Genomic DNA, 22,543 nt, shown 5'->3' on the forward strand with positions numbered 1-22,543 from the left:
CAAGGCCCCGGCACGGCACGGCGGTGCCGCGCGGACGTCAGGGGAGGATGTCCGCGCGGCACCGGGCCTTCCGGTCAGCCGGTCGCGCGGACCGCCTCGCGGATCAGGTCGGCGACGTCCTTCGGCCGGGAGACGGCGACCGCGTGGGACGCGCCCTCGATCTCGACGACGGTCGCGCCGGCGCGCTTCGCGGCGAACCGCTGCACCTCCGGGTTGATCGCCCGGTCGGCGCCGGCCACCAGCGCCCAGGCCGGCGTGGTCCGCCAGGCCGCGGCGGTCGCGGTCTCCTCGAACGCGGCGGCGGCCAGCGGACGCTGGGCGACCGCCAGGACCCGGGTGACGTCCCGCGGCACATCGGCGGCGAACACCTCGGGGAAGGCGTCCTCGGCGATGGTGACCTCGACGGCGGGAGCACCGTCCGGCCCCGGGTACGTCCACTGCTCCAGGCTGCTGCCGAGCGGGGAGGCGGGGAAGCGGCCCTGGAGCTCGCCCAGGCTCTCGCCCTCCTCCAGGACGTACGCCGCCACGTAGACGAGCCCGACGACGTTCTCGGCGGCGCCGGCCACGGTGATCAGCGCACCGCCGTAGGAGTGGCCGACCAGGACGACGGGACCGTCGATCCGGGCCGCCACGGAGGCGATGTAGTCGGCGTCGGCGGCGAGGCCGCGCAACGGGTTGGGCGGGGCGACGACGGGGACGCCGTGGCTCTGGAGTTCGGCGATGACGCCGGACCAGCTGCCGGCGTCGGCGAAGGCGCCGTGGACGAGGACGACGGTGGGAGTGTTCATGATGCTGTGTCCCTCGTGGGTCAGGCGGTGTGCAGGGCGGCGCGCAGGGTGCCGGTGGCGAGCGTGATCGCGGCCTCGGCGGCGTACGTCCCGCGCAGGGCGTCGAGCATCACGAAGTCGTGGATGATGCCCTGGACGCGGACGGCGGTGACCGGGACGCCGGCCTCGCGGAGCTTGTTGGCGTACGCCTCGCCCTCGTCCCGCAGCACGTCGGCCTCGGCGGTGATGACCAGGGCCGGGGGCAGGCCGGTGAGCTGTTCGGTGCTCGCGCGCAGCGGCGACGCGGTGATCTGGGCGCGCTCGGCCTCGTCGGTCGTGTACTGGTCCCAGAACCACTGCATGCCGTCGCGGCGCAGGAAGTAGCCGGTGGCGAACTGCCGGTAGGAGCCGGTGTCGAAGGCCGCGTCGGTGACCGGGTAGAACAGCACCTGCTGCACCAGCGGGACGTCACCGCGCTGCTTGGCCATGAGGGTCAGCGCGGCGGTCATGTTGCCGCCGACGGAGTCACCGGCGACGGCCAGCCGGGAGCCGTCCAGGCCCTTCTCCGCGCCCTGCCGCACCACCCACTGGGCGACCGCGTAGTTCTGCTCGATGGCGACGGGGTAGCGCGCCTCGGGCGACAGCGCGTACTCGGGAAAGACCACGGCGGCTTCGGCGCCGACGGCCAGTTCGCGGACGAGGCGGTCGTGCGTGTGGGCGTTGCCGAACACCCAGCCGGCGCCGTGGATGTAAAGGATCACCGGCAGGGTGCCCTCGGCGCCCGCGGGCTTGACGACGCGGGCGCGGACGCTGCCCGTGGGGCCGCCGGGGACGGTGATCCACTCCTCGTCGACGGCGGGCTTGGCGATCTCGCCGGACTGCACCTCGTCGACGGCCTTGCGTCCCTCCGCCGGAGGGAGTTCGAACAGGTACGGCGGATTGGCGGTGGCCTGCGCGAACGCGGCGGCCGCGGGTTCCAGGACCGGCTGTACCGGTTCTATGGCGTCGGACATGTGCGTCTCCTGCGAGATCTCGGGGTGTTCGATGTCGTGCCCCGCCACGCTAGAACCGGCGCCGGCAGGGGAACCGCCCGCGAGTGCAGCGGCACTGTTCCTGGAGCGCACGTGGTCGCTCGGCGGGAAGCACGCCTTCAGGGGCGCTTCGGCGGACGGCAGCACGTCTCCACATCGGCCCCGACGGCACCGGCGGAGCGCCGCGTCCGGCACCGGACCGGTGGCATCAGCAGCTGTGCGACGCCATCGGCGGCCGGGGTCGGCCGAGCCGGAGCAGCAGACCGGCGAGTTCGGCCGGCGTGGTGATCATGCAGTCGTGGCCGGTCGCCAGCTCCCACACCTGCGCCGGGGCGCCGTTGGGCTGGGTCGCGGGGACGGGGCGCCGGACGAGTCCCTCGGGCTGGACGGTGCAGTGGATGTGCGTGCGCGGGATCCTCCTCGCGGCCGGCTCGTTCAGCCGCACCGGTTGCCGGAGGCAGCGCACCGGCTGGTCCGACAGCATCGTGCGCAGCCAGGCGACATCGTCCGGGTCGGTCACCCCGAACAGGCCGACGGGCGGCGGCATCTCGGGCGGCGGCGGCAGCCTCCAGCCGCTCTCCGACCGCAGGGCGAGGTCGATCAGGTGCTGGGTCACGGGCATGACGTCGACGGCCGTCTCGCCGTGTTCGGGGACCATCGCGTCGAGGTAGACCAGCCGCGCGATCCGGTCCGGGACGTCATTGGCCACGGACGAGACCACCAACCCGGCGTAGCTGTGCCCGACGAGGATCACCTCGGTGAGGTCCTCCTCGGTGATCAGCGCGACGATGTCGTCGACGTGCGTGTCGAGTCCCACGTCGGGGCCGGCCAGATGGGCCTTCTCACCGTAGCCGGTGAGCGACGGTGCCCTCACCTGGTGGCCCGCCGCCGTCAGCAGCGGAACCACCCGCTCCCAGCACCTGCCGCTGTGCCAGGCGCCGTGGACCAGTAGGAACGTCGACATGGTGGTGCTCCTTGCTGTGCCGGCCCGCGTCGGAGCGCGGGAGGAAGGGGGCGGCTCGGTCGGCCGACGGCAACGTTGGCGTGGCGGTGCCGGGCGAGCCAGGGCCTTCGCGATCCTGGGGGTGACAGGACCACCCGGACGCGCGGCCGTGGGCACTAGCGTGAGGTCATGACCGGCGAATCGAACCTCCTGGGCGACTACGTGCGCGCCCGCCGTGAGCTCGTCACTCCCGAGCGGGCCGGTGTCCCGGTCCAGGGGGTGCGGCGGGTACCGGGGCTGCGCAGGGAGGAGGTCGCCCTGCTCGCCGGCATCAGCGTCGACTACTACCTGCGCCTGGAGCAGGGCCGCGACCGTAATCCTTCCGCGCAGGTCCTGGAGTCCCTCGCCCGTGTGCTGCTCCTGGACGACGATGCGACGGAGCACCTGCTCGGACTCGGCGCGCACCGTCCCCGGCGGCGCCGGCGGCGGCCCGTGAAGGAGACCGTTCCGCGGGGCGTCGCGCAGCTCGTCGCCACGCTCGCGCTGCCCGCACTCGTCGAGGGCCGCTACTTCGACGTCCTCACCGCCAACACGCCGGCCACAGCTCTGTCGCCGCGCTTCACGGCGGGCGCCAACCGGCTGCGCAGCCTCTTCCTCGACCCCGCCGAGCAGGCCCTGTACCCGGGCTGGGAGAAGGCCGCCGCGGGCATGGTCGCAGGCTTCCGCCGGTCCGTCGGCACCGACACGGACGACCCCAGGTGCGTCGAGCTGGTCGGTGAACTCTCCCTCGCCAGCCCCCTTTTCAGCCGGATCTGGGCCCGTCACGACGTGGTGGCGTGCGAAGGCACGCCCAAGCACATCGACCATCCTCAGGTAGGCGGCCTGTGGCTGAACCGGGAGCGGCTGAGCGTCGACGGCGCGGTCGGCCAGACGCTCGTGGTCTACCACCCGGTTCCCGGTACGGACAGCGCTGACCGATTGGCGCTGCTCGCCTCCGCAGCACGGTCACCGGTCGCGCCTCCCGGCCGGAGCTGATCAGCGGCCCGCCACCCACACAGTGGGCGCCTCTCGACGCCTTCGGCCGGGTGCGTGCGAGCGAGCGCCGAAGCGTCCCCGTCCCGGCCGATCCTGCCCACCAGGGCGGCGGCCCCTGGCTGACCACTGGTCCACGGGCCTCCGGCGCGGGTGGCCCGCGGTCCGCGGGGTTGCGGTCAGCCGCGCGCCGGGTTCCGGCGCGGTGTGATCACGGCGTTCGGGAGGGCGGGCGCGGGCAGGCGGTCGCCCGGGTACCCCTCGACGGCGCCGAAGCGGTCGGAGGCGTTCTCCCAGTCCTCGCGCGCCTGGACGATGTCGTCGTGGCTGCGGCCGATGAAGTTCCACCACATGACGATCTCCTCCTCGAACGGAGGCCCGCCGAGCAGGACGATCCGGGCGGTGTCGTCCGACTCGTTGACGAGGGTCAGGGCGTCGTCGCCGGGATGGACGTAACCCAGTTCCGCCGGGTTCAGCACGGTGTCGGCGACGCGGACGTCGCCTCGGTCGACGAGGACGCCGTGCTCGAAGCCGGGGTCGACGGCGAGGGTGAGCACCGCGCGCGGGCCGAGGGTGATCTCGGCGCCGAGGAGCGGGGTGAAGGTCCGCACCGGTGAGGTGACACCGGCGAGCGAGCCCAGGAAGACGCTGATCGAGGCGCCTGGCGCCGCCACCGGTTCGGGCACGTGATGCTGGAAGTCGCGGTCCGCGTGCCGGTGTTCGCCGGGCAGCGCGACCCACAGCTGGACGCCGTGCAGGATCGTGGTGCGCGCGGTGGAGACCTCGGTGTGGCTGATGCCGTGGCCGCCCGTCATCAGGTTCAGCTCGCCGGGCCGTACGAAGGCGCGGCTGCCGAGGCTGTCGCGGTGTTCGATCTCGCCGCTGAACAGCCAGCTCACGGTCTGGAGTCCGGTGTGCGGGTGCGGGGCGACGTCCATGCCGCCGGTGCTGCCGACGTCGTCGGGGCCGTAGTGGTCGGCGAAGCACCAGGCGCCGATCAGGGTCCGGGCGCGCTGTGGCAGGGTGCGCCGTACGGTCATCGCGCGCGGTCCGCCGAGGGGTACGTCGCGCGGGGTGAGCACGTCCACGCGCGGCCGCCCGGTGGTGGACACCGTGTCGTCCTGCGTGGGTCCGCACCGCGTCTCGACAGGCACTTTCTCGGCATTGCTCATCGGGGACCGCCTCCTGCCGCACATGATAGTTTCATTTTCAACAATACCTCTTCAGGGAGCCTCACGGTGAGCAGCAGCCCCACGGCCGGTCCGTCGGCCCGGCGGATCTTCTTGGACAAGCAGAGCCCCAAGCCCTACCACGCGCTCGTCCAGACCTCGGAAGCGGTCCGCGCGACCGCCGCCGAGGCGGGCCTCGACCGTACGGTCGTGGAACTGATCAATCTCCGGGTCTCCCAGCTCAACGGCTGCGCCTTCTGCCTCGATCTGCACACCCGGGCCGCGCTGCGCGCCGGGGAGACCACCCAGCGGCTCGGCGTGCTGCCGGCCTGGCGGGACACCGAGCTGTTCACGCCCCTGGAGCGCGCCGCGCTCGCGCTGGCGGAGGCGACCACCGTGCCCTCCGACGCCGCCGCGCAGGAGTCCGCGTACGCCGCCGCCCGCGAGATCCTCACCGACGACCAGATCTCCGCGGTGACCTGGGTCGCGATCACCATCAACGCGTTCAACCGGGTCTCGATCATGAGCAAGCACCCGGTGCGATGAGTTCGCGGAGCACGGTGTCCCCCGGTATTTTCGTGATCATGCTCGGGGGCGGGCGGCGGCCGGGCGACGGGGAGGGAGCGGGATGAGCGGCGGGCAGGCGGCGTTCGGGGCGCTGCTGCGGGAGCTGCGGCTGGCGGCGTCCCTCACCATCGAAGGCCTGGCCGAGGCCTCGGGCGTGAGCGTGCGCGGCATCGGGGACCTGGAGCGGGGCCGGCGGGCCGCTCCGCAGCGGCGGACGGTGGCCGCACTCGCGGACGGGCTCGGCCTCGACGAGGCGGCACGCGAGCGGCTGCTGGCGTCCGCACGGGACGGACGCGCCCTGGGTTACAGCCCCGTCGGCGTGCGGTCCTTCCCCCGCGGCGTCGACGACTTCATCGGCCGGGAACGGGAGTTGCTGCGCCTCGCCGACCTCGCGGCCCAGACGGCTCAGGCGGCTCAGACGGCTCAGGCGGCTCAGGTTCAGGCGGCCCAAGGGCGTCCGGGGCACGCGGCCGTGCCGGACGCCTCCGCCACCTCCGCCACCTTCGACGACTCCGACGCCTCCCACGGCACCAGCGCGTCGGAGGTCGAGGTGGAGCCGGAGGTCCCGGGCGCGTCGGAACTCACCGCCCGGTCGGGCGCCGCCGCTCGGTCGGGCGCCGCCGCCGAGGCGGGTGGCGCCGCCGTACCGCCCGTGGTCGTGGCCGTGTCCGGGCCTCCGGGGACCGGCAAGACCACCCTCGCGCTGCACGCCGCCCGGCAGCTCGCCGACCGGTTCCCCGACGGACAGCTGCTGGTGGATCTGCGCGGCATGGACGACAGTCCGCCGGACCCGGCCGAGCTGATGCTCGGCGTCCTCAGAGCCCTCCAGGTCGCCGACCGCGACCTGATGAAGGCCGGACCGCAGGGCCACCCCGGCCTGTACCGACGGCTGCTGGCCGAGCGGCGGTGCCTGCTGGTCCTGGACAACGCCCGTGACGAGGCCCAGGTCCGCCCGCTGCTGCCCGGCACGGGCGGCGCGATGGTGCTGGTCACCAGCCGCCGGATGCTCACCGGCCTGGAGAGCGTGCACCGGCTGCCGCTCGGGGAACTGAGCGCGCGGGAGGCCGCCGCGTTCCTGACCGGCCTGGTCGGGGCCGAGCGCGCCGCGGCCGACCCCGCCGCGCTCACCGATGTCGCCCGGCGCTGCGGTCATCTGCCGCTGGCCCTGCGGGTGGCGGGCAACTGGCTGGCGACCCGCACCGGTTGGACCGTGCGCCGGCTGGCGGACCGCCTCGCCGTCGAGGAGCGGCGACTGGACGTCCTGACCGCCGGGGACGTGCGGGTGGCCGCCGCCTTCGACCTGTCCTACCGTCAGCTCACCCCGGCGGCGGCCCGCATGTTCCGGCGGCTGGCACTGGTCCCGGGCCCGGACGCCGGGGCCGCCTGCGCCGCCCGGCTCACCGGCCAGGAGCTGTTCGACGCCGAGGACACCCTGGAGGAGCTGGTCGAGGCCGGGCTGCTCGGCACGGACCAGGACCGCTACCGGCTCCACGACCTGCTGCGGCTGTACGCCCGCGCCCGGCTGGCGGCCGAGGAGGACGCCGGGGACGTGGCGCGGGTCCGCGCGGAACTGTCCGACTGGCTGCTGCGGACCACGGTCGTCGCGGGCCGCTGGTTCGAGCCCGGCCACGGAGCGCCGCACCCCGGCCGGCAGGACACGGTCGACCTGTCCTCGGCGGACGGCGCGCGCCGCTGGCTGATGGCGGAGGGCGCCAACTGGCTGGCCGCGCTGCGCGAGGCCGCGGCGGCCGGCGCACACGCCACCGTGGTGGAGGTGGCGGAGTCCCTGCACTGGTTCTCCGATCAGTGGATCTTCTGGGGGCACTGGCCGGAGGTCTTCGGCACCGCCGCCCGCTGCGCCCAGGCACTGGGCGACCCGGCTCTGGAGGCGACCCACCTCAACTACCACGCCTGGGCGCTGCTGCTGTGCGAGGGCCGCCCCCGGGACAGTCTCGAGCGCTCCGCCGAGGCTCTCACCGCCGCGCGGCGCGCCGAGGACGTCGTACAGCAGGCGTGGGCACACTTCTACCGCTCCTGGGCGCTGCGGGTGGCCGGTGACATCCCGTCGGCGCTGGAGCACAGCGCCCGCTCCGCCGAGCTGTTCGAGTCCACCGGCGACATCCACGGCAGCATCCAGGCCAAGTCGAACCACAGCCTGAGTCTGCTGTCACTGGGCCGCAGCGAGGAGGCGCTCGCCTCCCTGCGGGACTCGCTCGCCTTCCTGGAGCGGGAGAGCGCCCGCATGCTCCCGCACATCGCCGACTTCACCCGGCTCATGCTGTACTCGTCCATCGCTCACTGCCTCGCCCACGAGGAACGGTGGGAGGAGGCGGTGGCCCACCTCAGGACAGGCGTCGATCTCTCCCGCGCCGGCGGCAACACGGCCGTGGAGAGCCGTCTGCTGCTCGATCTGGGCGACGCGCTGCTGTCGGCGGGACGCACCCAGGAGGCCCAGGACGCCTTCGCCGCCTGTGTCGGGCTCGGCACCGGCGCCGACCCGCAGCGCGTCGCCGACGCCCGGGACCGGCTCGCCGCACTCGACACCGACGGCTTCGGCACCGAACGACGCCCTTGGAAGGACCGTAGGGCGTCCCGGTCCCGCGCGGCCACTCCCCCAGCGCACACCCCTGTTCCCTGAGCGCACGGCGCGGCACGGCGACCCTCGCGTCCGTGTTTCTGCCTCCTTTGTGCCTGGAGGTCCGGGCGGCCCGTTGCTTGGCTTCTCGCAGACGGGGTGGAGAGGAGAGCCAGGTGAGCCTGACGCCGACGACCGAGGCGGTGCCCGACCGGGGCGGACTCGCCCGCTGGAGCGAGGACCTGGGCCGGGCGCTGGCCCCGATGGACGTCACCCCGCACGGCGGCGGCCCGTTCTCGGGCCGGATCGTCACCGGCCGGCTGGGGCACCTGCGCGTGTCCCGCGTCGAGGGCGACGCCCAGCGCGCCGTGCGCACACCGGAGCACATCGCGCGCTCGCCCCGCCCGTACCTGGCCGTCGGCGTCCAGACGGCGGGGACCGCGACCCTCGTCCAGGACGGCCGGCGGGCCGACGTGGGCGAGGGCGACCTCATGGTCTACGACACCTCCCGGCCGTACTCCCTCGACCACCCGGTGCCCTTCGCCACCCGGCTCGTCCTGCTGCCCCGCCACGCGCTGACCGTGCCCGAGGCGGAGGCCGGGCGGCTCACCGGCACGGCGATCGGCACCACGGAGGGCTTCGCCGCGGTCCTGAAGCCCTTCCTGGCGAAGCTCGCCGACGCTCCGCCCCCGTATCCGCCCGCCGTCGCGGACCGGCTGGCCGCCTCGGTGATCGACCTGTTCGGCACGCTGGTCGCCGAGCGGACCCGGCGGGCGTCTACGGCACCGGACAGCGCGCGCGGCGAGCTGGTGCGGCGCATCCGCACCCACATCGACCGCAACCTCGGGGACGCGGCGCTGTCGCCGGAGGCCGTCGCGAAGGCGCACCACATCTCCGTGCGGTATCTGCACCGGCTCTTCGAGGAGGAGGGCGTCACCGTCGGCCGGCTGATCCAGCGGCGGCGTCTGGAGGAGTGCGCCCGCGAACTGGCCCGCCAGGGCTCTCCGGCGCCGACCGTGTCGGCCGTGGCCCAGCGGTGGGGTTTCGTCAACCCGGCCCACTTCAGCCGGGTGTTCCGCGGCGCGTACGGCCTGTCCCCGCGCGAGTGGCGCGTCCTGCGCACCACCGCCGCACCGGACACGCACAGTGACCGGATCACCCTGCCGCAGCCCGGTCGGCGGGCGATTGTCCGAGCCTGATGTCACGCTGGGTTCGTACAGGGTCGACGGAAGGAACACCTCGCCATGATCACGACCGACTTCGCCCCCGGCTCCCCCTGTTGGCTCGACCTCGGCACCCCCGACATCCGGGGGACGGCGGCCTTCTACAGCGCGGTGCTCGGCTGGGACTACGAGTCCATGGGCGAGAGCGAGGAGATGGAAGGCGGCATGTTCCGCAAGGACGGCAAGATCGTGGCCGGCCTCGGCAAGCTCACCGAGGAGGGCGCCCGCTCGGCGTGGATGCTCTACTTCAGCGTCCCCGACGCCGACGCCACCACCGAGGCGGTCAGCGAGGCGGGCGGCACGGTGCGGGTGCCGCCGATGGACCTGGAGGAGTGGGGCCGCATGGCGCAGTACAGCGACCCGCTGGGCGGCCAGTTCGCCGTGTGGCAGCCGGGCACCACCAAGGGCGTGGACCTGGTGGACGCGCCGGGTTCGCTGTCCTGGACCGAGCTGATGACGAGCGACGCCGCCGGCGCGAAGGAGTTCTACGGCCGGATCCTCGGCTGGCAGTTCAGCGACATGGAGCTGCCGGGCGGCGCCGGCACCTACTCCCTCATCACGCCCGCCGGGCAGTCCGAGGACCGGATGCACGGCGGTGTCATGCAGCTGCCCCCGGAGAACCTGGAGCTGGCGAACGGGCGGCCCTACTGGCACCCGGTCTTCAACGTGGACGACTGCGACGCCGCGGTCGCCAAGGTCACCGACAACGGCGGCAGCGTGCAGATGGGGCCTGAGGACGTGGAGGGCGTCGGGCGGCTGGCCGTCTGCCTCGACCCGTCGAACGCGGACTTCGTCGTCCTCACCCCCTCGGAAAGCTGAGCGCCGGCGAGCCGGCCGCCGGGCCGGACCGGGCTCCGGCTGCGGAGGTGCCCGGCGGCCCACGGGTGTATGCAGGTTCCATGAGCCCTCGACCACGGCGCGGCGGTCACCGCGGGGCATGGGAGCCGCAACGCACCCTGCTGGCGGTACCGCTCGGGCTCATCGTGCTCGTCACGGTGGTCGACTCGCTCGCCCCGCCGGATGTGCACCTCGGCCCCTTCCTGGCCGCCGCCCCGGCCGTCACCGCGTCCTTCGCGGGCCCTCGGACCACCGCGTGCGTCGGCGCCCTGGCCGTCCTGGCACAGATCGTGGTCGCGGCCGTGCGCACCACCGTCACCGACCTCAACCACAGTGTCCAGATCACCGCGCTGATCCTGATCTCGGCGATCGTCACCTTCTTCGCCCACCGGCGGGAGCGGCACGAGAAGGAGCTGACGCAGCTGCGCACGGTGGCCGATGCCGCCCAGCAGGTGGTGCTGCGGCCACTGCCCCGCCGGATCGGCCCGCTGCGCGTCGCCTCGGTCTACCTGGCCGCCGAGGCGGAGGCGCAGATCGGCGGGGACCTGTTCGCCGCGGTGCGCACCACGCGCGGCACCCGGTTCATCGTCGGGGACGTCCGGGGCAAGGGCCTGGAGGCGATCGGGGACGCGGCGCTGGTGCTCGGCGCCTTCCGTGCCGCCGCGCACCAGCAGGCCGACCTCGCCACGCTCGTCGCCTATCTGGAGGGGACCGTCTCGTCCGACCTGGACGACCCGGCCGCCGCCGCCTCCGGCCCCGGGTTCCCGCCGGGAGACCCGAGCGAGGCCTTCATCACGGCCGCCGTGCTCGACGTCCCCGACGACGGCGCGGTGCTGCGCCTGATCAACTGCGGCCATCCGCCGCCCCTGCTGCTGAGCGGGGGCCGGGTCACCGCGCTGGAGGTGCGCGACCCCGCCCCGCCGCTGGGCCTGACCGCGTACGGCGACATCCCGTTCACCACGCAGACCTTCGCCTTCGGGCCCGGCGACACCCTGCTGCTGTACACCGACGGTGTGATCGAGGCCCGTGACGGCGCCGGGGTCTTCTACCCGCTGCCCGAGCGCCTGGCCGCGCTCCCCCACGGCGGCCCGCAGGCCCTGCTCCGCGAGCTGCGCGAGGACCTTCTCGGCCACACGCTGGACGGGCACCTGGGCGACGACGCCGCGTTGGTGGCGATCGAACGCTGGGAGAACGAGTAGGCGGCCGCCGCCGGCCGTCTCCGCCCGCACCCGGCGGGGGTGATCCACACCGCTATCCTTCTACTCTTCTACGTGCTTGTAGAAGCATAGGTATGTGCGTGAAGGAGCGGACCCCACCATGGCGTTCACACGACTGCCCGGACCGCCCGGCGTGGGCGGCCCCACGGTCGACACGGTGCTCGACCCGGGCACGGTCCGGCCCGGCGGCACCCTCACCGGCCGGGTCCGGCTCCACGGCGGCGCCGCACCCATCGAGATCGAGCACATCGCCGTGGAACTGGTGGCCCGGGTCGAGGCCGAGCAGGAGGGCGGCGGGAGCGAGGACGTGGTCGTCTTCGAGCGGTTCACCGTGGGCGGCGGGCTGCGGCTCGGCGAGGGCGAGCGGCAGGAGGTGCCGTTCGCGGTGACCCTGCCGTGGGAGACCCCGGTCACCGAACTGTACGGGCGGCGACCGGGTGCCGTCCTCGGGGTGCGCACCGGGCCGGCGGTGGCCGGCGCCGATCATCAGGGCGACCTGGACCCGCTGACCGTCCTGCCGCTGACCGTCCTCCCGCTGCCCGCCCAGGAGGCGGTCCTCGAGGCGTTCGGCCGGCTCGGCTTCGGCTTCCGGTCCGCCGGCCTGGAGCACGGCCGCATCGGCGGCACCGGCCAGCGGCTGCCGTTCCGCCAGGAGATCGAGATCGCCCCGTCGCCACGGTGGGCGGGACAGGTGAACGACATCGAGGTGACCTTCCTCGCGAGCCCCGGCGGGTTGGAGGTGGTCCTGGAGGCGGACAAGCGCGGCGGCGCCCTCTCCCCCGGCCATGACGCGCTGACCCGCTTCACCGTCCCGCACGACGGGGTCTCGCACCAGGACTGGAACACGGTCGTCGACGACTGGGTCCGCGAACTGATCGAGCACCGCGCGTCGTACGGCTCCCAGGCCGCGTACGGATACAGCGGCGCGCCGGAAGGAGCGAGGGGTTGAGCGGCGCGGCGGGCGGGTCGACCGTGGCGGGCGGCGCGGTCCGCAACCGGGCGGCCCGGGTCAGCGTGTCCTGCGCGCTGGCCGGCGTCGGATTCCTGCTCAACTTCGGCACCCCGCTCGCCTGGCTCAATCCCCCGATCTTCCTCGGCCTGGCAGCGCTGTGCGGGCTGGCCGCCGTGCCCATCGGGCATGTGGGCCGGTTCCGGGGCCGCCGCCGGGACAAGCCGGAGCGCGGTCTGGCGCTCCTGGGCATCGTGACGGGCTGGCTGGTCCTGCTCACCTGCCTGCTGGCGACGGCGGCGTTCCTGGGCCTGGTCACCGGCCTCGCGGTCATCGCGGACCGCACCTGAGCGCCGACGTACGGAGCGTCGTGGCGTGCGGTACCGGGATCGTGGTCACCGCGGCGTGCGGCGTCGGCATCACCGGCGCGGCGCGGGCGATGCCCGTCGCGCCGCACCGACGCGCCACTGGGCCGACCGCCCCGAGGCTCGCCGACCCGCCGGCGCGCCGACCACCTGGGCCCCGGCGCCGCGGCCTCAGATCTCCCGCTCGCCGCGGCCGTCCGCCAGCAGTTCGCGCAGCAGCCGCTCGTCGGCCGGGTCCAGGCCGCCGACGAAGCTGGCCAGGACCGCGCGCCGGTCGCGCTCGGCGTCCAGCACCTTGCGCATCTTGCGGGCGGCCAGACCCGCCTGGTCCGAGGCGGGTGTCCAGGCGAAGGAGCGGCCCGCCCGCTCCCGGGTGACCGCGCCCTTGTCCAGCAGCCGGGTCAGGATGGTGATCACCGTGGTGTAGGCGAGGTCGCCGCCCAGGCGCTCCTGCACCCAGCCGGCCGGAACCGGCCCGTCCGCCTCCCGCAGCGTCGACAGGACCTGTGCCTCCAGCTCCCCCTGCCCGCGTCGCCGGGGACGCTGCCGGTGATCCGTCACACCCTGTCTCCCTTCCCGTTGCCGCGTGCGGCGCGTACGGGCGTTCCTCCGCGTCATCGTAGAGGCGGCGCCGTGCGCGGCAGCGGCTCGCCGCGATCCCCGGGCCATCGCTTCTACAGTGCCGTAGATTCCTGTCCCGGACACCGACACACATCTCACGTAGGGGGAGAGCAATGGGAGTTTCCCTGTCCAAGGGCGGCAACGTCTCGCTCAGCAAGGAGGCGCCGGGCCTCACCGCCGTCCTGGTCGGCCTCGGCTGGGACGTCCGCACGACCACCGGCACCGACTACGACCTCGACGCCTCGGCGCTGCTCCTCGGCGCCGACGGCAAGGTCCCCTCCGACGGGCACTTCGTCTTCTACAACAACCTGACCAGCCCGGACGGTTCGGTGGAGCACACCGGCGACAACCTCACCGGTGAGGGCGAGGGCGACGACGAGGTCGTCAAGGTGAACCTCGCGAGTGTGCCGGCCGATATCGACCGGATCGTGTTCCCGGTCTCCATCCACGACGCCGCCGCCCGGGGCCAGAGCTTCGGCCAGGTCCGCAACGCGTTCATCCGCGTCGTCAACCAGGCCGGCGGCGCCGAGATCGCCCGCTACGACCTGTCCGAGGACGCCTCCACCGAGACCGCCATGGTCTTCGGCGAGCTCTACCGCAACGGCTCGGAGTGGAAGTTCCGCGCGGTCGGCCAGGGCTACGCCTCCGGACTCGCCGGTATCGCCGCCGACTTCGGCGTCAACGTCTGAGGCCGGGACGTCATGTTCGGACTGAGCGAACTCGCGGTCGTCCTCGTCGTCGCCATCGCCGTCATCGGCGCCCGGAAGCTCCCCGAACTGACGCGCTCGGCGGGCAGATCCGCTCGCATCCTCAAGGCCGAGGCGCGGGCGGCGAGGGAGCCGGAGACCGGGGCGGCACCCCGGGTGATCAAGGGCGAGACGGTCGCTCCCGGCACTCGCCCAGGCGCTCCCTCCGGCACTTCCGCCGCCACGGACGGCCCCTGACCGGAGCGGCCCTGACAGTCCTCGGGCCCGAACGGCGGGGGCCGGCCGCCGCGTCCGCGGCCGCCGGCCCCTGCCGCGCTCACCGCCGGTAGCCGGTGACCTCGCCGATCCACCGCATGAACGCGGGAGCGTCCTGGTTGACGCCGTGGCCGCCGTCCCAGTACATCGCGGTGTCCACGTCGTCGCCCAGGTTCTCCAGGCTGAGGTGGAGGTTGCCGACGACGGTCAGCGAGGTGTCGCTGTCCTTGGTGCCGACGCGGATGAACCAGTGCCGGGCCCGGTGGGGATTGCGGCGCCCGAGGAAGTGCATCGGGTTCATCAGCTCGATCTTCTCGGGGAGGTCGGCGTCGAGCCGGGCGCCGCTGTCGCCGGTGGCCTTGCGCAGGCTCCACTCCGTGAAGTGGCGGGCCTTGATGGTGCCGACCCCGAACAGGTTGTTCTCCGGCGAGGCCAGGGTGAACGAGTCGAAGGACGGGACGTTCTTCTTGCGGGCGCCGACATGGGCGAGGAAGTCGCTCCAGCCGAAGGACGCCTTGCCGCCGGACCAGCTGAGCCACGGATTGGCGGCCAGGTAGGCGGCCCGGTCCGCGTCCGGCAGGCCGGCCAGATGACGCGTCGCGGACGGCTCCAGGAAGGTGCGGACGAGGTAGGCGTCGTAGTTGCGGGCGGTGACACGGCCGAAGCCCTGCCCGCCCCGGAGCTTCAACGACGCCTGGTACTCGGCGAATCCGGCCCGCAGCTCCTTGGAGAGCTCCTGGTCGACCTGGGCGCCGGAGGCGAGCGGGTTGGCGCCCCAGCACCACTCGTACGCCATGTCGGCGTGCTCCAGGTCGATGATCGGGCAGTACGGGGCGGCGGCGAAGACGGCGTCACCGGCGTCGGCCGCGCCCAGCTCCGCCAGGTGGGCGTCGTAGCGGTGGCTGTCGCCGGAGGCGCCGAGCAGCGCGGTGAGGGCGCCGCCGGCGCTGACGCCGGTGGCGACGATGCGGCCGGTGTCGCCCGGGACACGGCCCTCGTTGTGCCGGAGGTAGCGCACCGCCGCCTTCAGGTCGACGATCGCGGCGGGGGCGACGCCGTAGTGGACGCCGTCGGCGTCGACGAGGGTCCGGCCGCGCGCCCCGGGTTCCACCACGACGTAGCCCGAGGCGAGGGCGAGTTGCGGGTTCGTGCCTCGGCCGACGCCGGTGGCGTTCGCCGTGGAGGACGGCATGTAGCCGCCGACCTGGTTGGCGAGCAGGATCGGCGCGCGGGACGCGTCGACCGGCTTCCCGTCGATCTCGACCGGGACGCTGATGTTCAGGGACTGGTGGGCGGCGTCGACGGGGCGGGCGACGTAGGTGAGCGCTTTGTGGAAGCGGTAGGTGACGGTCCTGGGGCCGTCGTCGGTGGCGACGGTCGTGGTGAGGACGGTGTGGGCCGCCGGGTCGAAGGCCAGCGGGTCCGCGGCCCGCGTGGCGCCGGACGTGCGTGCGGAGCCGGCCGGGGCTCCCGCGGCGTCGGCGGCCCGCGCGCCGCCCGCCGTCCCGAGGACCGCCGGGACGGCCGCCGTCGTGGCCAGCGCCTTGACCAAGTGCCTGCGCTTCATCGCGTTCTCTCCTCCGGGCAGGGAAAACCGGAAGACGGAGACCGCTTCCGGCGGAAGCGAACGTATGCACAGCCGAAGCGATCGTCAACAATTTGGTCAACTATTCTTTGGTCACGGATGCCCGGCGCGGATGCCCAGCGCGGAGGCAGGGCACGGAGGCGGGGCGCTGAGCCGGTCAGTCCACCGGGTGGCCGGGAGAGATGTCGAGGGCGTCGCGCAGCCGCAGCAGCGGGCCGTCGGCCCTCGCACCGCACTCCACCGGTTCGAGGACGAAACCGACGTGATCGCCGGCGTCGAACCGGCCGGTCACGGTCCCGACGAACCAGGCCGCCGCGTCCTGAAGGACGGCCGCGCCGCCGTGCGCCGTCCGCCAGCCCACCTGCCGGAACTTGTCGGTCTCGTCACCCGTCTCCCCGCCGAACAGCGCGGCCAGCGCGTGCTGGTCGCGGGTCAGCAGATGCACGGCGAGGACGTCGGCCGCGCGGGCCACCTCATAGGTGTGGTTGACCTTGGACAGCCACACCACGTAGCGCACCGGCCGCATGGAGCACTGGGCCGAGAACCCGACCAGGCAGCCCGACCGCTCCTCCCCCACCGCGGCGGTGACCACGCACATCTCCGGATCGAGCCGTTCCATAAAGGTGTCGGCGTCCGTCACGTCCTCGTCCTCCGCCGTCACCACGTGTGGCCCTGCGCGGCCAGCCACCTGTGCAGGCTCTCCTTGTCGGCCGGGGTGATGCGGGCCGGGCCATTGACGTCCGGGCCCTCGTCCTCGTTGAAGCCGGTGTCCGTGACCCGGGCCGTCACCCAGGTCGCCAGGTCCCGCGCGGCCTCCTCGGGCAACTTGCCGTCGCGCCAGCTCTCGCGCGTGCGGCGGGCCGCGTCGGCGTCGTGGTCCGCCAGCTCCGCCAGCCAGACGGGCACCAGCCGGTCGGCGACCTGCCGGTCCGTCCCGGCGGCGGCCTGTCGCTGTTCGTCTCCGCTCATGGGAACCGGGTTACCCGATCCGGCCGGGCGAAGCGGATGACGGCACCGGCGCGGGGAACCCGGGGGGTACGGGAGGCGTCCTTCCTCGTGGACGGGGCGGGCCGGCCGGCCCGCCGACGACGAGACGAGGACGACCCATGAGTGACCAGGCCCGAAGGCTGTTCGAGGCGCTGGACCTCGACCATGACGGGACCCTGACCCGCGACGAGGTGATCGTCGCCCTGCGGTCCAAGGGACCGTCCCTGGCCGCGACGGGCGTGCTGCCGTTCTGGGGCGTGCAGGACGTCGACGCCAACTCCGCGCTGTTCGACGCCGCGGACCAGAACGGGGACTCGGTGCTGACCCTGGAGGAGTTCGCGGCGGTCGTGGACCGCCGGTTCGGCTGGAGCTGACGGACGGGGACGCACGGACCTGAGCGGACGGACGGGTCCCGCACGCGCAGCCGGGCGCGTGCCCCGGCCCCGCGTGTCGGCCCCTGGTCTCGGCCCCGCGTGTCAGCGGGCCCGGCGTGTCACCCGGTCTGGCCGGGCAGGCGGACGACCTGGACGAAGAAGTCGTCGATCTGGCGCACCGCGGCGATGAACTGGTCGAGGTCGACCGGCTTCGTGACGTACGCGTTGGCGTGCAGCTTGTAGCTGCGCAGGATGTCCTCCTCGGCCGCAGAGGTGGTGAGCACCACCACCGGGATGAGGGACAGCTCCGGATCCGACTTGATCCGCTCCAGGACCTGCCGGCCGTCGTACTTGGGGAGGTTCAGGTCGAGCAGGATGAGGTCGGGCCGCGGCGCGCCGGTGTGGTCGCCGCGCCGGTAGAGGAAGTCCAGGGCCTCTTCGCCGTCCCTGACCACATGGAGCGTGTTGCCGATCTTGTTGTCCTCGAACGCCTCCCGGGTCATCAGCTCGTCGCCGGGGTCGTCCTCGACGAGGAGCACGTCGATCGGGGTGGCGGCTGGGGTGGTCATGTAAGAGCCTTTTCCTCGGTGTCCGCGGCGGGGATGCCGGTCCCCTCCGCGGTGGCGGACAGGGACGGCAGGGTGAAGTGGAACCGGGTGCCGTCCGTGTAGGCGGTGTCGATCCAGATCCTGCCACCGTGATGTTCCACGATCTTCCGGCACAAGGCCAGTCCGATCCCGGTGCCACCGTAGGCGTCCCGGCTGTGCAGCCGCTGGAAGATGACGAAGACCTTCTCCGCGAACTGCTCGGGGATGCCGATGCCGTTGTCCGTGACGCTCACCCGCAGGCTGTCCTGCTCGTCCGGGTCGGTGCCGCACTCGATGGACACCCGCGGGGTGACGCCGGGCCGGCGGAACTTCAGGGCGTTGCCCACCAGGTTCTGCCAGAGCATGGCCAGCAGGGTCGGGTCCCCCACGACCTCGGGCATCCGCTCCGGGCGCTCCACCTGGGCGCCGGACTCCTCGACGGCGGCCCCGAGGTTGGCCAGCGCCTTGTCCAGCGCCCGGTCCAGGCCGACGGGCACCCGGGCGTCGTTGAGGCGTCCGACGCGGGAGAAGGTCAGCAGGTCGTTGATGAGCACCTGCATCCGCTTGGCACCGTCGACGGCGAAGTCGATGTACTGCCTGCCGCGGTCGTCCAGGCTGTCGCTGTAGCGCTTCTCCAGCAGCTGGCAGAAGGAGGCCACCTTGCGCAGCGGCTCCTGGAGATCGTGCGAGGCGACGTAGGCGAACTGCTCCAGTTCGGCGTTGGAGCGGCGCAGCTCGACGGCCTGGGCGTTGAGGTCGGCGGCCTGCTGGGTGAGCACCCGCTGCTGGTCGCGGGAGGCGTCGAGCTCGGCCACGATCCGCCTGCGCATCCCCTCGACGTCCTTGGCCACCGCGATCAGGTCGACGGGGCCGCCGCTGGTGATGACGTACGAGAAGTCGCCGCGCGCCACCCGCCGCGACTCCCTGCGCAGCGCCTCCAGGGGCCGGGTGACGAGCAGCCGGACCAGGACGGCGAGCGCCACGCCGGTCAGCAGGAACGCCGCCACCATGCCGGCCAGCACCGAGTTGCGCACGGAGCGCTCGTGGGCGAGGCGGGACCGGCCGTCCTTCAGTGCCTCGGCCAGGGAGGCGTTCTGCGCGTCGAACCGGCCGCGCAGCAGGTCGAACTCCGTCTTGCCCCGCTCGGCCGCCCGCTGGTCGATCGGCTTGGGCCGGCCGGGGGTGACGGAGGCCGTGAGCGGTTCGGCGTAGCTGCGCCGCCAGGCCTCCGCCTGCCGTTCGACGGCACGCAGGTCGGCCAGGAGCCGGGGCTGGTCGCCGATGAGTTCGCGCAGCCGGGCGGCGGCCCGTTCCTCGTCCTTCTTGCCCTGGGTGTAGGGGTCGAGGAACTGCGGGTCGGCGGTGATCGCGTAGCCGCGGCTGCCGCTCTCCTGGTCGACCAGGGCGCCCTGGAGCCGGTACGCCTCGGTCTGCGCGGGCTGGACCCGCTGGAGCAGCCCGTCGGTGACGTCGGCCGTGCGTTGCAGCAGGCCGGCGCCGATCACGGCGCCGACCACCACCAGCAAGGCCATCAGCGCCAGCACCAGATAGAACCAGCCCTGCACCGTCAGCCGGCGCCCGTTCCACGTGCTCCCGGTCATGCCCGCCACCGTCTGCCTCGCCACCACTCGTTCCACTCGTTCAGTTCCAGCTCAGATGGACGACGGCCACGTCGTCGGCCAGGCCGCCGCGCTCCTCGGCCAGGCTCTCGGCCTTTCCGATGAGCCGGTCCACGAAGGCCTCGGGCGGCAGCCCGGCCGCCTCCTGGGCGAGGGTCAGCAGACCCTCCTCCCCCAGGCGCTGCGGGCCGTGGCTCACATGCCCCTCGAACAGCCCGTCGGTGAAGAGCACCACCGAGGACCCGGTCGGCACCGGCAGCTCCGCGGACCCCCAGCGCGCGCCGCCGGGGACCATGCCCAGCGCAGGTCCGCCGGGGACCTCCACCCACTCCACGTCCCGTCCGGTGCGCTGGAGCAGCCCGTGGTGGCCCGCCCGCACCACGCTGGCCCCCTGCTCCCCGGGGACGGCGGCCAGGCTCACCAGCGTGGCGAAGACCTCGTCGCTCGCCCGTTCCGCCACCAGCAGTTCCTCCAGCCGGCCCATCTGCTCGGAACCGCTTATCCCGCTGAGGACCAGGGTGCGCCAGGCAATCCTGAGCGCCACGCCGAGCGCCGCCGCGTCCGGGCCGTGCCCGGAGACGTCGCCGACCAGCGCGTGGACGGTGCCGTCGGCGCTCTGCACGATGTCGTAGAAGTCGCCGCCCAGCAGCGCCTGGGCCCGTCCGGGCCGGTAGCGGGCCACGACCTCCACGCCCTCGGCGCGCAGCAGCGGGCGGGGCAGCAGCCCGCGTTCCAGCCGGGCGTTCTCCTGGGCCTGCATCTGGCTGGCCTGGAGGGCCACCGCCGCCTGCTCGGCCTGCTTGCGCTGGATCGCGTAGCGCACCGCCCGGCCGAAGAGCTCGGGTTCGACCCGGCCCTTGACCAGGTAGTCCTGTGCGCCGGCCGCGACCGCGGCGAGGCCGGTCTGTTCCTCGGCGAGTCCGGTGAGGACGACGACGGCCACCTGGTCGGCGTGCGCCTGCACCAGTGAGACCGCCTCCAGCCCTTTGGCGTCCGACAGATGCAGGTCGAGGAGCACGCAGTCGGGGACCTCGGTGGCGAGCGCCTCGGCGGCCTCGGTCATCGAGCGCACCCAGCGCAGCCGCATCTTGACGGCGCTGTCGGCCACCAGCTCCTCCACCAGCAGCGCGTCGCCGGGGTCGTCCTCCACCAGGAGGACGAGCGGTTCCCAGCGTTCCCACTCCGCCTCGGCGGCGCGTTGGGCCGCTGACATCAGGTCGGCAGCCCCGGCCTGTGACGTCACCATCGTCCCGACCTTCCCGCCCCGTGAACGCCGCATGGGCTCGGGCACCGTCGGCCGACGACGGTCGAGCACACGCGGAACGACAATCCGATCTTCACCAGTCACCTACATCATGGCCGCACGACGGCCGCGACTTCCACCCCGGGTCTTCACAAGTCGCCGCTGCCGTACGGACGTTGACCGCCCGCGCGCCGGCCGGGCGAGGATCGCCCGGCCCGCGGGCACTCAGAGCGTGGTCATGAGTCCGGCGCGCAGCCGTCCGAGCAGCTTGCCGAGCAGACGGGAGACCTGCATCTGGGAGACCCCCAGTCGCTCCCCTATCTCCGCCTGGGTCCGCTCCTCGACGAAACGCAGGTGCAGCAGCAGGCGGTCGCGGTCGCCGAGCCCCGCGATGAGCGGCGCCAGTGCCTGGACGTCCTCCACGAGGCCGAGCGCCGCGTCCTCGGCACCGACGAAGTCGGCGAGGGCGCTCTCCCCGTCCTCACCGGCGCCGACGGCCGCGTCCAGGGAGGCGGAGGTGTAGCCGTTCGCGGCCAGCCTGGCCTCGACCACCTCCTCCTCGGGCAGGCTCATCAGCTGGGACAGTTCGCGCACGGTCGGCGTGCGGCCCAGCCGGCTGGTGAGCTCGTCGGTGGCCCGCGCGAGCTGCACACGCGCTTCCTGGAGCCGGCGCGGCACATGGACCGCCCAGGAGGTGTCACGGAAGAACCGCTTGATCTCCCCGACGATGTAGGGGACCGCGAAGCTGGTGAACTCCACCTCCCGGGAGAGCTCGAACCGGTCGATCGCCTTTATCAGGCCGATGACCCCGACCTGGACGATGTCCTCCATCTCCTCCCGGCCCCGGCTGCGGAACCGGGCCGCCGCGTAGCGGACCAGCGAGAGGTTCATCTCGATCAGGGTGTCGCGTGCGTACTGGTACTCGGCGGTGCCCTCCTCCAGCCGGGCCAGCCGCTCCAGGAACAGCCTGGTCAGCGCCCTGGCGTCCTGCGGAGTCACCTGGGCAGGGTTCTCCACCCCCGGAAGCGTCGTCGCCTCCGTGTCAGTCGTCACCGACGTCGTCATCGTCCGCCCATTCGCAAGAGTCCGGCTGTTCTGGCGGCGTCTACCCCCAACCTCCGACGCTATGCAGCATTGTTTTCCGACATCCCGGCAAGACTCGGACCGAGGGGCGGCGCGCTCCGCCCCGGGCGAACCGGGACACCGTCCGGGGTGTCCGTGGGGCCTGCCGCAACTGCCCCGACATGTGTGCGACTTGTGCGATTCTCAGGCCGCACCCCTGCCTTCCGACGATGTGGGTATGCGTATACGAACGACATAGCCCGCGCAATCGAACGAGCCACCACCCGTACCCAAGGAACTCTGCATGGAGATCTCGCTCAGGCAATCGGCGAGGAAGGTCCAGGCAGCACCTGACCGCGTCAGCACCGGCCTGACCTGTGCGTGGGACCTCACGGTCCCCGACATCGCCGAGGCACGTCACGCGGTCACCACCCTGCTGGACCAGGTCGAACCGCCACCCCACCACCGGGCGGTCGAGGACGCGCGCCTCGTCGCCAGCGAACTCGTCACGAACGCCGTCCGCCATGCCCCCGGGCCGTGCGTCCTGACGCTGCACGTCGACCCGCAGCACCGGCGGCTGCGCATCACCGTCCAGGACACGTCCGCCGTGCTGCCGCGTCTTCCGGCCCGTGACCCGGCCCGGGTCGGCGGGCACGGACTGCACCTGGTGCACGTCCTGAGCCTGCGGTTCGAGGCGACACCGCGGGCGACCGGCAAGGACGTCACCGCCGTGCTGTCCCTCGACCGCCCGGACGGGCGCTGACCTCCCGGCCGCCACCCGCGCGGCGGTCCCGCCGGCGCCCGGACGTGTCGCTGAACCGGGCAAGT

At 73.3% G+C, this 22,543-nt stretch carries 23 protein-coding genes and 1 pseudogene; 12 read left to right on the top strand and 12 right to left on the bottom strand.

Going from position 1 to position 22,543, the window contains the following annotated elements:
* Positions 1–74: 74 nt before the first annotated feature.
* From ABT232_RS29875 to ABT232_RS29885, 3 genes are all read right to left on the bottom strand, one after another.
* The gene (locus ABT232_RS29875; protein ID WP_351845617.1) at positions 75–791 is read right to left on the bottom strand and encodes an alpha/beta fold hydrolase; all 717 of its coding nucleotides are present in this window, start codon (positions 789–791) and stop codon (positions 75–77) included.
* 17 nt (positions 792–808) lie between these two features.
* Positions 809–1,780 carry an alpha/beta hydrolase gene (locus ABT232_RS29880; RefSeq protein WP_351845509.1) on the bottom strand — a complete coding sequence of 324 codons (972 nt, stop codon included), beginning with the start codon at positions 1,778–1,780 and terminating at the stop codon, positions 809–811.
* Between the two features lie 226 nt (positions 1,781–2,006).
* Complete coding sequence (locus tag ABT232_RS29885) at positions 2,007–2,762, bottom strand: alpha/beta fold hydrolase (RefSeq protein ID WP_351845511.1); 756 nt, start codon at positions 2,760–2,762, stop codon at positions 2,007–2,009.
* 168 nt (positions 2,763–2,930) lie between these two features.
* Between ABT232_RS29885 and ABT232_RS29890 the strand changes: the two genes are divergently transcribed.
* The gene (locus tag ABT232_RS29890) at positions 2,931–3,776 is read left to right on the top strand and encodes a helix-turn-helix domain-containing protein (protein ID WP_351845513.1); all 846 of its coding nucleotides are present in this window, start codon (positions 2,931–2,933) and stop codon (positions 3,774–3,776) included.
* 176 nt (positions 3,777–3,952) lie between these two features.
* Here the strand turns inward: ABT232_RS29890 and ABT232_RS29895 are convergent, their stop codons facing one another.
* Positions 3,953–4,945, bottom strand: coding sequence for a pirin family protein (locus ABT232_RS29895; protein WP_351845515.1), 993 nt, complete (start codon positions 4,943–4,945; stop codon positions 3,953–3,955).
* A gap of 66 nt (positions 4,946–5,011) precedes the next feature.
* Here ABT232_RS29895 and ABT232_RS29900 point away from each other — a divergent pair, with 66 nt between their 5' ends.
* The 7 genes and pseudogenes from ABT232_RS29900 (at position 5,012) to ABT232_RS29930 (ending at position 12,660) form a co-directional block, all read left to right on the top strand.
* Positions 5,012–5,488, top strand: coding sequence for a carboxymuconolactone decarboxylase family protein (locus tag ABT232_RS29900; RefSeq protein ID WP_351845517.1), 477 nt, complete (start codon positions 5,012–5,014; stop codon positions 5,486–5,488).
* 82 nt (positions 5,489–5,570) lie between these two features.
* The gene (locus ABT232_RS29905) at positions 5,571–8,147 is read left to right on the top strand and encodes an ATP-binding protein (RefSeq protein ID WP_351845519.1); all 2,577 of its coding nucleotides are present in this window, start codon (positions 5,571–5,573) and stop codon (positions 8,145–8,147) included.
* A gap of 113 nt (positions 8,148–8,260) precedes the next feature.
* Positions 8,261–9,283: an AraC-like ligand-binding domain-containing protein gene (locus tag ABT232_RS29910; protein WP_351845521.1), complete on the top strand. Its 1,023-nt coding sequence runs from the start codon at positions 8,261–8,263 to the stop codon at positions 9,281–9,283.
* A gap of 45 nt (positions 9,284–9,328) precedes the next feature.
* Positions 9,329–10,126 (top strand): VOC family protein, encoded by a 798-nt coding sequence (locus ABT232_RS29915; protein ID WP_351845523.1) that lies wholly within the window; start codon positions 9,329–9,331, stop codon positions 10,124–10,126.
* 80 nt (positions 10,127–10,206) lie between these two features.
* Complete coding sequence (locus ABT232_RS29920) at positions 10,207–11,343, top strand: PP2C family protein-serine/threonine phosphatase (RefSeq protein WP_351845525.1); 1,137 nt, start codon at positions 10,207–10,209, stop codon at positions 11,341–11,343.
* A 118-nt stretch (positions 11,344–11,461) separates the two neighbouring features.
* Positions 11,462–12,289: pseudogene (locus tag ABT232_RS29925) on the top strand (sporulation protein); the annotation flags it as partial.
* A gap of 17 nt (positions 12,290–12,306) precedes the next feature.
* Positions 12,307–12,660 carry a DUF4190 domain-containing protein gene (locus ABT232_RS29930; RefSeq protein WP_351845527.1) on the top strand — a complete coding sequence of 118 codons (354 nt, stop codon included), beginning with the start codon at positions 12,307–12,309 and terminating at the stop codon, positions 12,658–12,660.
* A gap of 186 nt (positions 12,661–12,846) precedes the next feature.
* On the opposite strand, the gene ABT232_RS29935 is transcribed toward ABT232_RS29930, so the two are convergent.
* Entirely contained in the window at positions 12,847–13,236 is a 390-nt protein-coding gene (locus ABT232_RS29935; protein ID WP_351845528.1) for a BlaI/MecI/CopY family transcriptional regulator, read from the bottom strand.
* Positions 13,237–13,409: 173 nt separating this feature from the next.
* On the opposite strand from ABT232_RS29935, the gene ABT232_RS29940 reads away from it, so the two are divergent.
* Together ABT232_RS29940 and ABT232_RS29945 are read left to right on the top strand one after the other, a co-directional pair.
* Positions 13,410–13,985: a TerD family protein gene (locus ABT232_RS29940; RefSeq protein WP_351845530.1), complete on the top strand. Its 576-nt coding sequence runs from the start codon at positions 13,410–13,412 to the stop codon at positions 13,983–13,985.
* 12 nt (positions 13,986–13,997) lie between these two features.
* Positions 13,998–14,240: a twin-arginine translocase TatA/TatE family subunit gene (locus ABT232_RS29945; RefSeq protein ID WP_351845532.1), complete on the top strand. Its 243-nt coding sequence runs from the start codon at positions 13,998–14,000 to the stop codon at positions 14,238–14,240.
* Positions 14,241–14,319: 79 nt separating this feature from the next.
* Here the strand turns inward: ABT232_RS29945 and ABT232_RS29950 are convergent, their stop codons facing one another.
* The 3 genes from ABT232_RS29950 to ABT232_RS29960 form a co-directional block, all read right to left on the bottom strand.
* The gene (locus ABT232_RS29950; protein WP_351845534.1) at positions 14,320–15,825 is read right to left on the bottom strand and encodes a subtype B tannase; all 1,506 of its coding nucleotides are present in this window, start codon (positions 15,823–15,825) and stop codon (positions 14,320–14,322) included.
* 175 nt (positions 15,826–16,000) lie between these two features.
* Positions 16,001–16,462, bottom strand: a complete 462-nt coding sequence (locus tag ABT232_RS29955) for a flavin reductase family protein (protein WP_450872058.1) — start codon at positions 16,460–16,462, stop codon at positions 16,001–16,003.
* Positions 16,463–16,500: 38 nt separating this feature from the next.
* A complete protein-coding gene (locus ABT232_RS29960) occupies positions 16,501–16,812 on the bottom strand; it encodes a hypothetical protein (RefSeq protein ID WP_351845536.1) in 312 nt (103 codons plus the stop codon).
* 137 nt (positions 16,813–16,949) lie between these two features.
* Here ABT232_RS29960 and ABT232_RS29965 point away from each other — a divergent pair, with 137 nt between their 5' ends.
* Positions 16,950–17,204, top strand: a complete 255-nt coding sequence (locus ABT232_RS29965) for an EF-hand domain-containing protein (protein WP_351845538.1) — start codon at positions 16,950–16,952, stop codon at positions 17,202–17,204.
* Between the two features lie 119 nt (positions 17,205–17,323).
* Here ABT232_RS29965 and ABT232_RS29970 read toward each other — a convergent pair whose 3' ends face one another.
* From ABT232_RS29970 to ABT232_RS29985, 4 genes are all read right to left on the bottom strand, one after another.
* The gene (locus ABT232_RS29970) at positions 17,324–17,773 is read right to left on the bottom strand and encodes a response regulator (protein ID WP_351845540.1); all 450 of its coding nucleotides are present in this window, start codon (positions 17,771–17,773) and stop codon (positions 17,324–17,326) included.
* Positions 17,770–19,392, bottom strand: a complete 1,623-nt coding sequence (locus ABT232_RS29975; protein WP_351845542.1) for a sensor histidine kinase — start codon at positions 19,390–19,392, stop codon at positions 17,770–17,772. Before ABT232_RS29975 ends, ABT232_RS29970 begins: the two co-directional genes overlap by 4 nt.
* Before the next feature lie 40 nt (positions 19,393–19,432).
* On the bottom strand, positions 19,433–20,656 hold the full coding sequence (locus ABT232_RS29980; RefSeq protein ID WP_351845544.1) for a PP2C family protein-serine/threonine phosphatase: 1,224 nt from the start codon (positions 20,654–20,656) through the stop codon (positions 19,433–19,435).
* Between the two features lie 222 nt (positions 20,657–20,878).
* Positions 20,879–21,718: a SigB/SigF/SigG family RNA polymerase sigma factor gene (locus tag ABT232_RS29985; protein WP_351845546.1), complete on the bottom strand. Its 840-nt coding sequence runs from the start codon at positions 21,716–21,718 to the stop codon at positions 20,879–20,881.
* Positions 21,719–22,019: 301 nt separating this feature from the next.
* Between ABT232_RS29985 and ABT232_RS29990 the strand changes: the two genes are divergently transcribed.
* Complete coding sequence (locus ABT232_RS29990; protein ID WP_351845548.1) at positions 22,020–22,478, top strand: ATP-binding protein; 459 nt, start codon at positions 22,020–22,022, stop codon at positions 22,476–22,478.
* Positions 22,479–22,543: the final 65 nt, after the last annotated feature.

Origin of the sequence: Streptomyces sp. NPDC001532, assembly GCF_040298625.1 — a bacterium.
In the GTDB taxonomy this organism is placed as follows: Bacteria; Actinomycetota; Actinomycetes; order Streptomycetales; family Streptomycetaceae; genus Streptomyces.

What these genes read in the sequence shown, in the direction of transcription:
- ABT232_RS29965 (WP_351845538.1), top strand. Translation starts at nt 16,950, where the DNA reads ATGAGTGACCAGGCCCGAAGGCTGTTCGAGGCGCTGGACCTCGACCAT.
- ABT232_RS29945 (WP_351845532.1), top strand. Translation starts at nt 13,998, where the DNA reads ATGTTCGGACTGAGCGAACTCGCGGTCGTCCTCGTCGTCGCCATCGCC.
- ABT232_RS29985 (WP_351845546.1), bottom strand. Translation starts at nt 21,718, where the DNA reads ATGACGACGTCGGTGACGACTGACACGGAGGCGACGACGCTTCCGGGG.
- ABT232_RS29890 (WP_351845513.1), top strand. Translation starts at nt 2,931, where the DNA reads ATGACCGGCGAATCGAACCTCCTGGGCGACTACGTGCGCGCCCGCCGT.
- ABT232_RS29880 (WP_351845509.1), bottom strand. Translation starts at nt 1,780, where the DNA reads ATGTCCGACGCCATAGAACCGGTACAGCCGGTCCTGGAACCCGCGGCC.
- ABT232_RS29905 (WP_351845519.1), top strand. Translation starts at nt 5,571, where the DNA reads ATGAGCGGCGGGCAGGCGGCGTTCGGGGCGCTGCTGCGGGAGCTGCGG.
- ABT232_RS29940 (WP_351845530.1), top strand. Translation starts at nt 13,410, where the DNA reads ATGGGAGTTTCCCTGTCCAAGGGCGGCAACGTCTCGCTCAGCAAGGAG.
- ABT232_RS29915 (WP_351845523.1), top strand. Translation starts at nt 9,329, where the DNA reads ATGATCACGACCGACTTCGCCCCCGGCTCCCCCTGTTGGCTCGACCTC.
- ABT232_RS29975 (WP_351845542.1), bottom strand. Translation starts at nt 19,392, where the DNA reads ATGACCGGGAGCACGTGGAACGGGCGCCGGCTGACGGTGCAGGGCTGG.
- ABT232_RS29885 (WP_351845511.1), bottom strand. Translation starts at nt 2,762, where the DNA reads ATGTCGACGTTCCTACTGGTCCACGGCGCCTGGCACAGCGGCAGGTGC.
- ABT232_RS29920 (WP_351845525.1), top strand. Translation starts at nt 10,207, where the DNA reads ATGAGCCCTCGACCACGGCGCGGCGGTCACCGCGGGGCATGGGAGCCG.
- ABT232_RS29990 (WP_351845548.1), top strand. Translation starts at nt 22,020, where the DNA reads ATGGAGATCTCGCTCAGGCAATCGGCGAGGAAGGTCCAGGCAGCACCT.
- ABT232_RS29955 (WP_450872058.1), bottom strand. Translation starts at nt 16,462, where the DNA reads ATGGAACGGCTCGATCCGGAGATGTGCGTGGTCACCGCCGCGGTGGGG.
- ABT232_RS29970 (WP_351845540.1), bottom strand. Translation starts at nt 17,773, where the DNA reads ATGACCACCCCAGCCGCCACCCCGATCGACGTGCTCCTCGTCGAGGAC.
- ABT232_RS29950 (WP_351845534.1), bottom strand. Translation starts at nt 15,825, where the DNA reads ATGAAGCGCAGGCACTTGGTCAAGGCGCTGGCCACGACGGCGGCCGTC.
- ABT232_RS29960 (WP_351845536.1), bottom strand. Translation starts at nt 16,812, where the DNA reads ATGAGCGGAGACGAACAGCGACAGGCCGCCGCCGGGACGGACCGGCAG.
- ABT232_RS29980 (WP_351845544.1), bottom strand. Translation starts at nt 20,656, where the DNA reads ATGGTGACGTCACAGGCCGGGGCTGCCGACCTGATGTCAGCGGCCCAA.
- ABT232_RS29895 (WP_351845515.1), bottom strand. Translation starts at nt 4,945, where the DNA reads ATGAGCAATGCCGAGAAAGTGCCTGTCGAGACGCGGTGCGGACCCACG.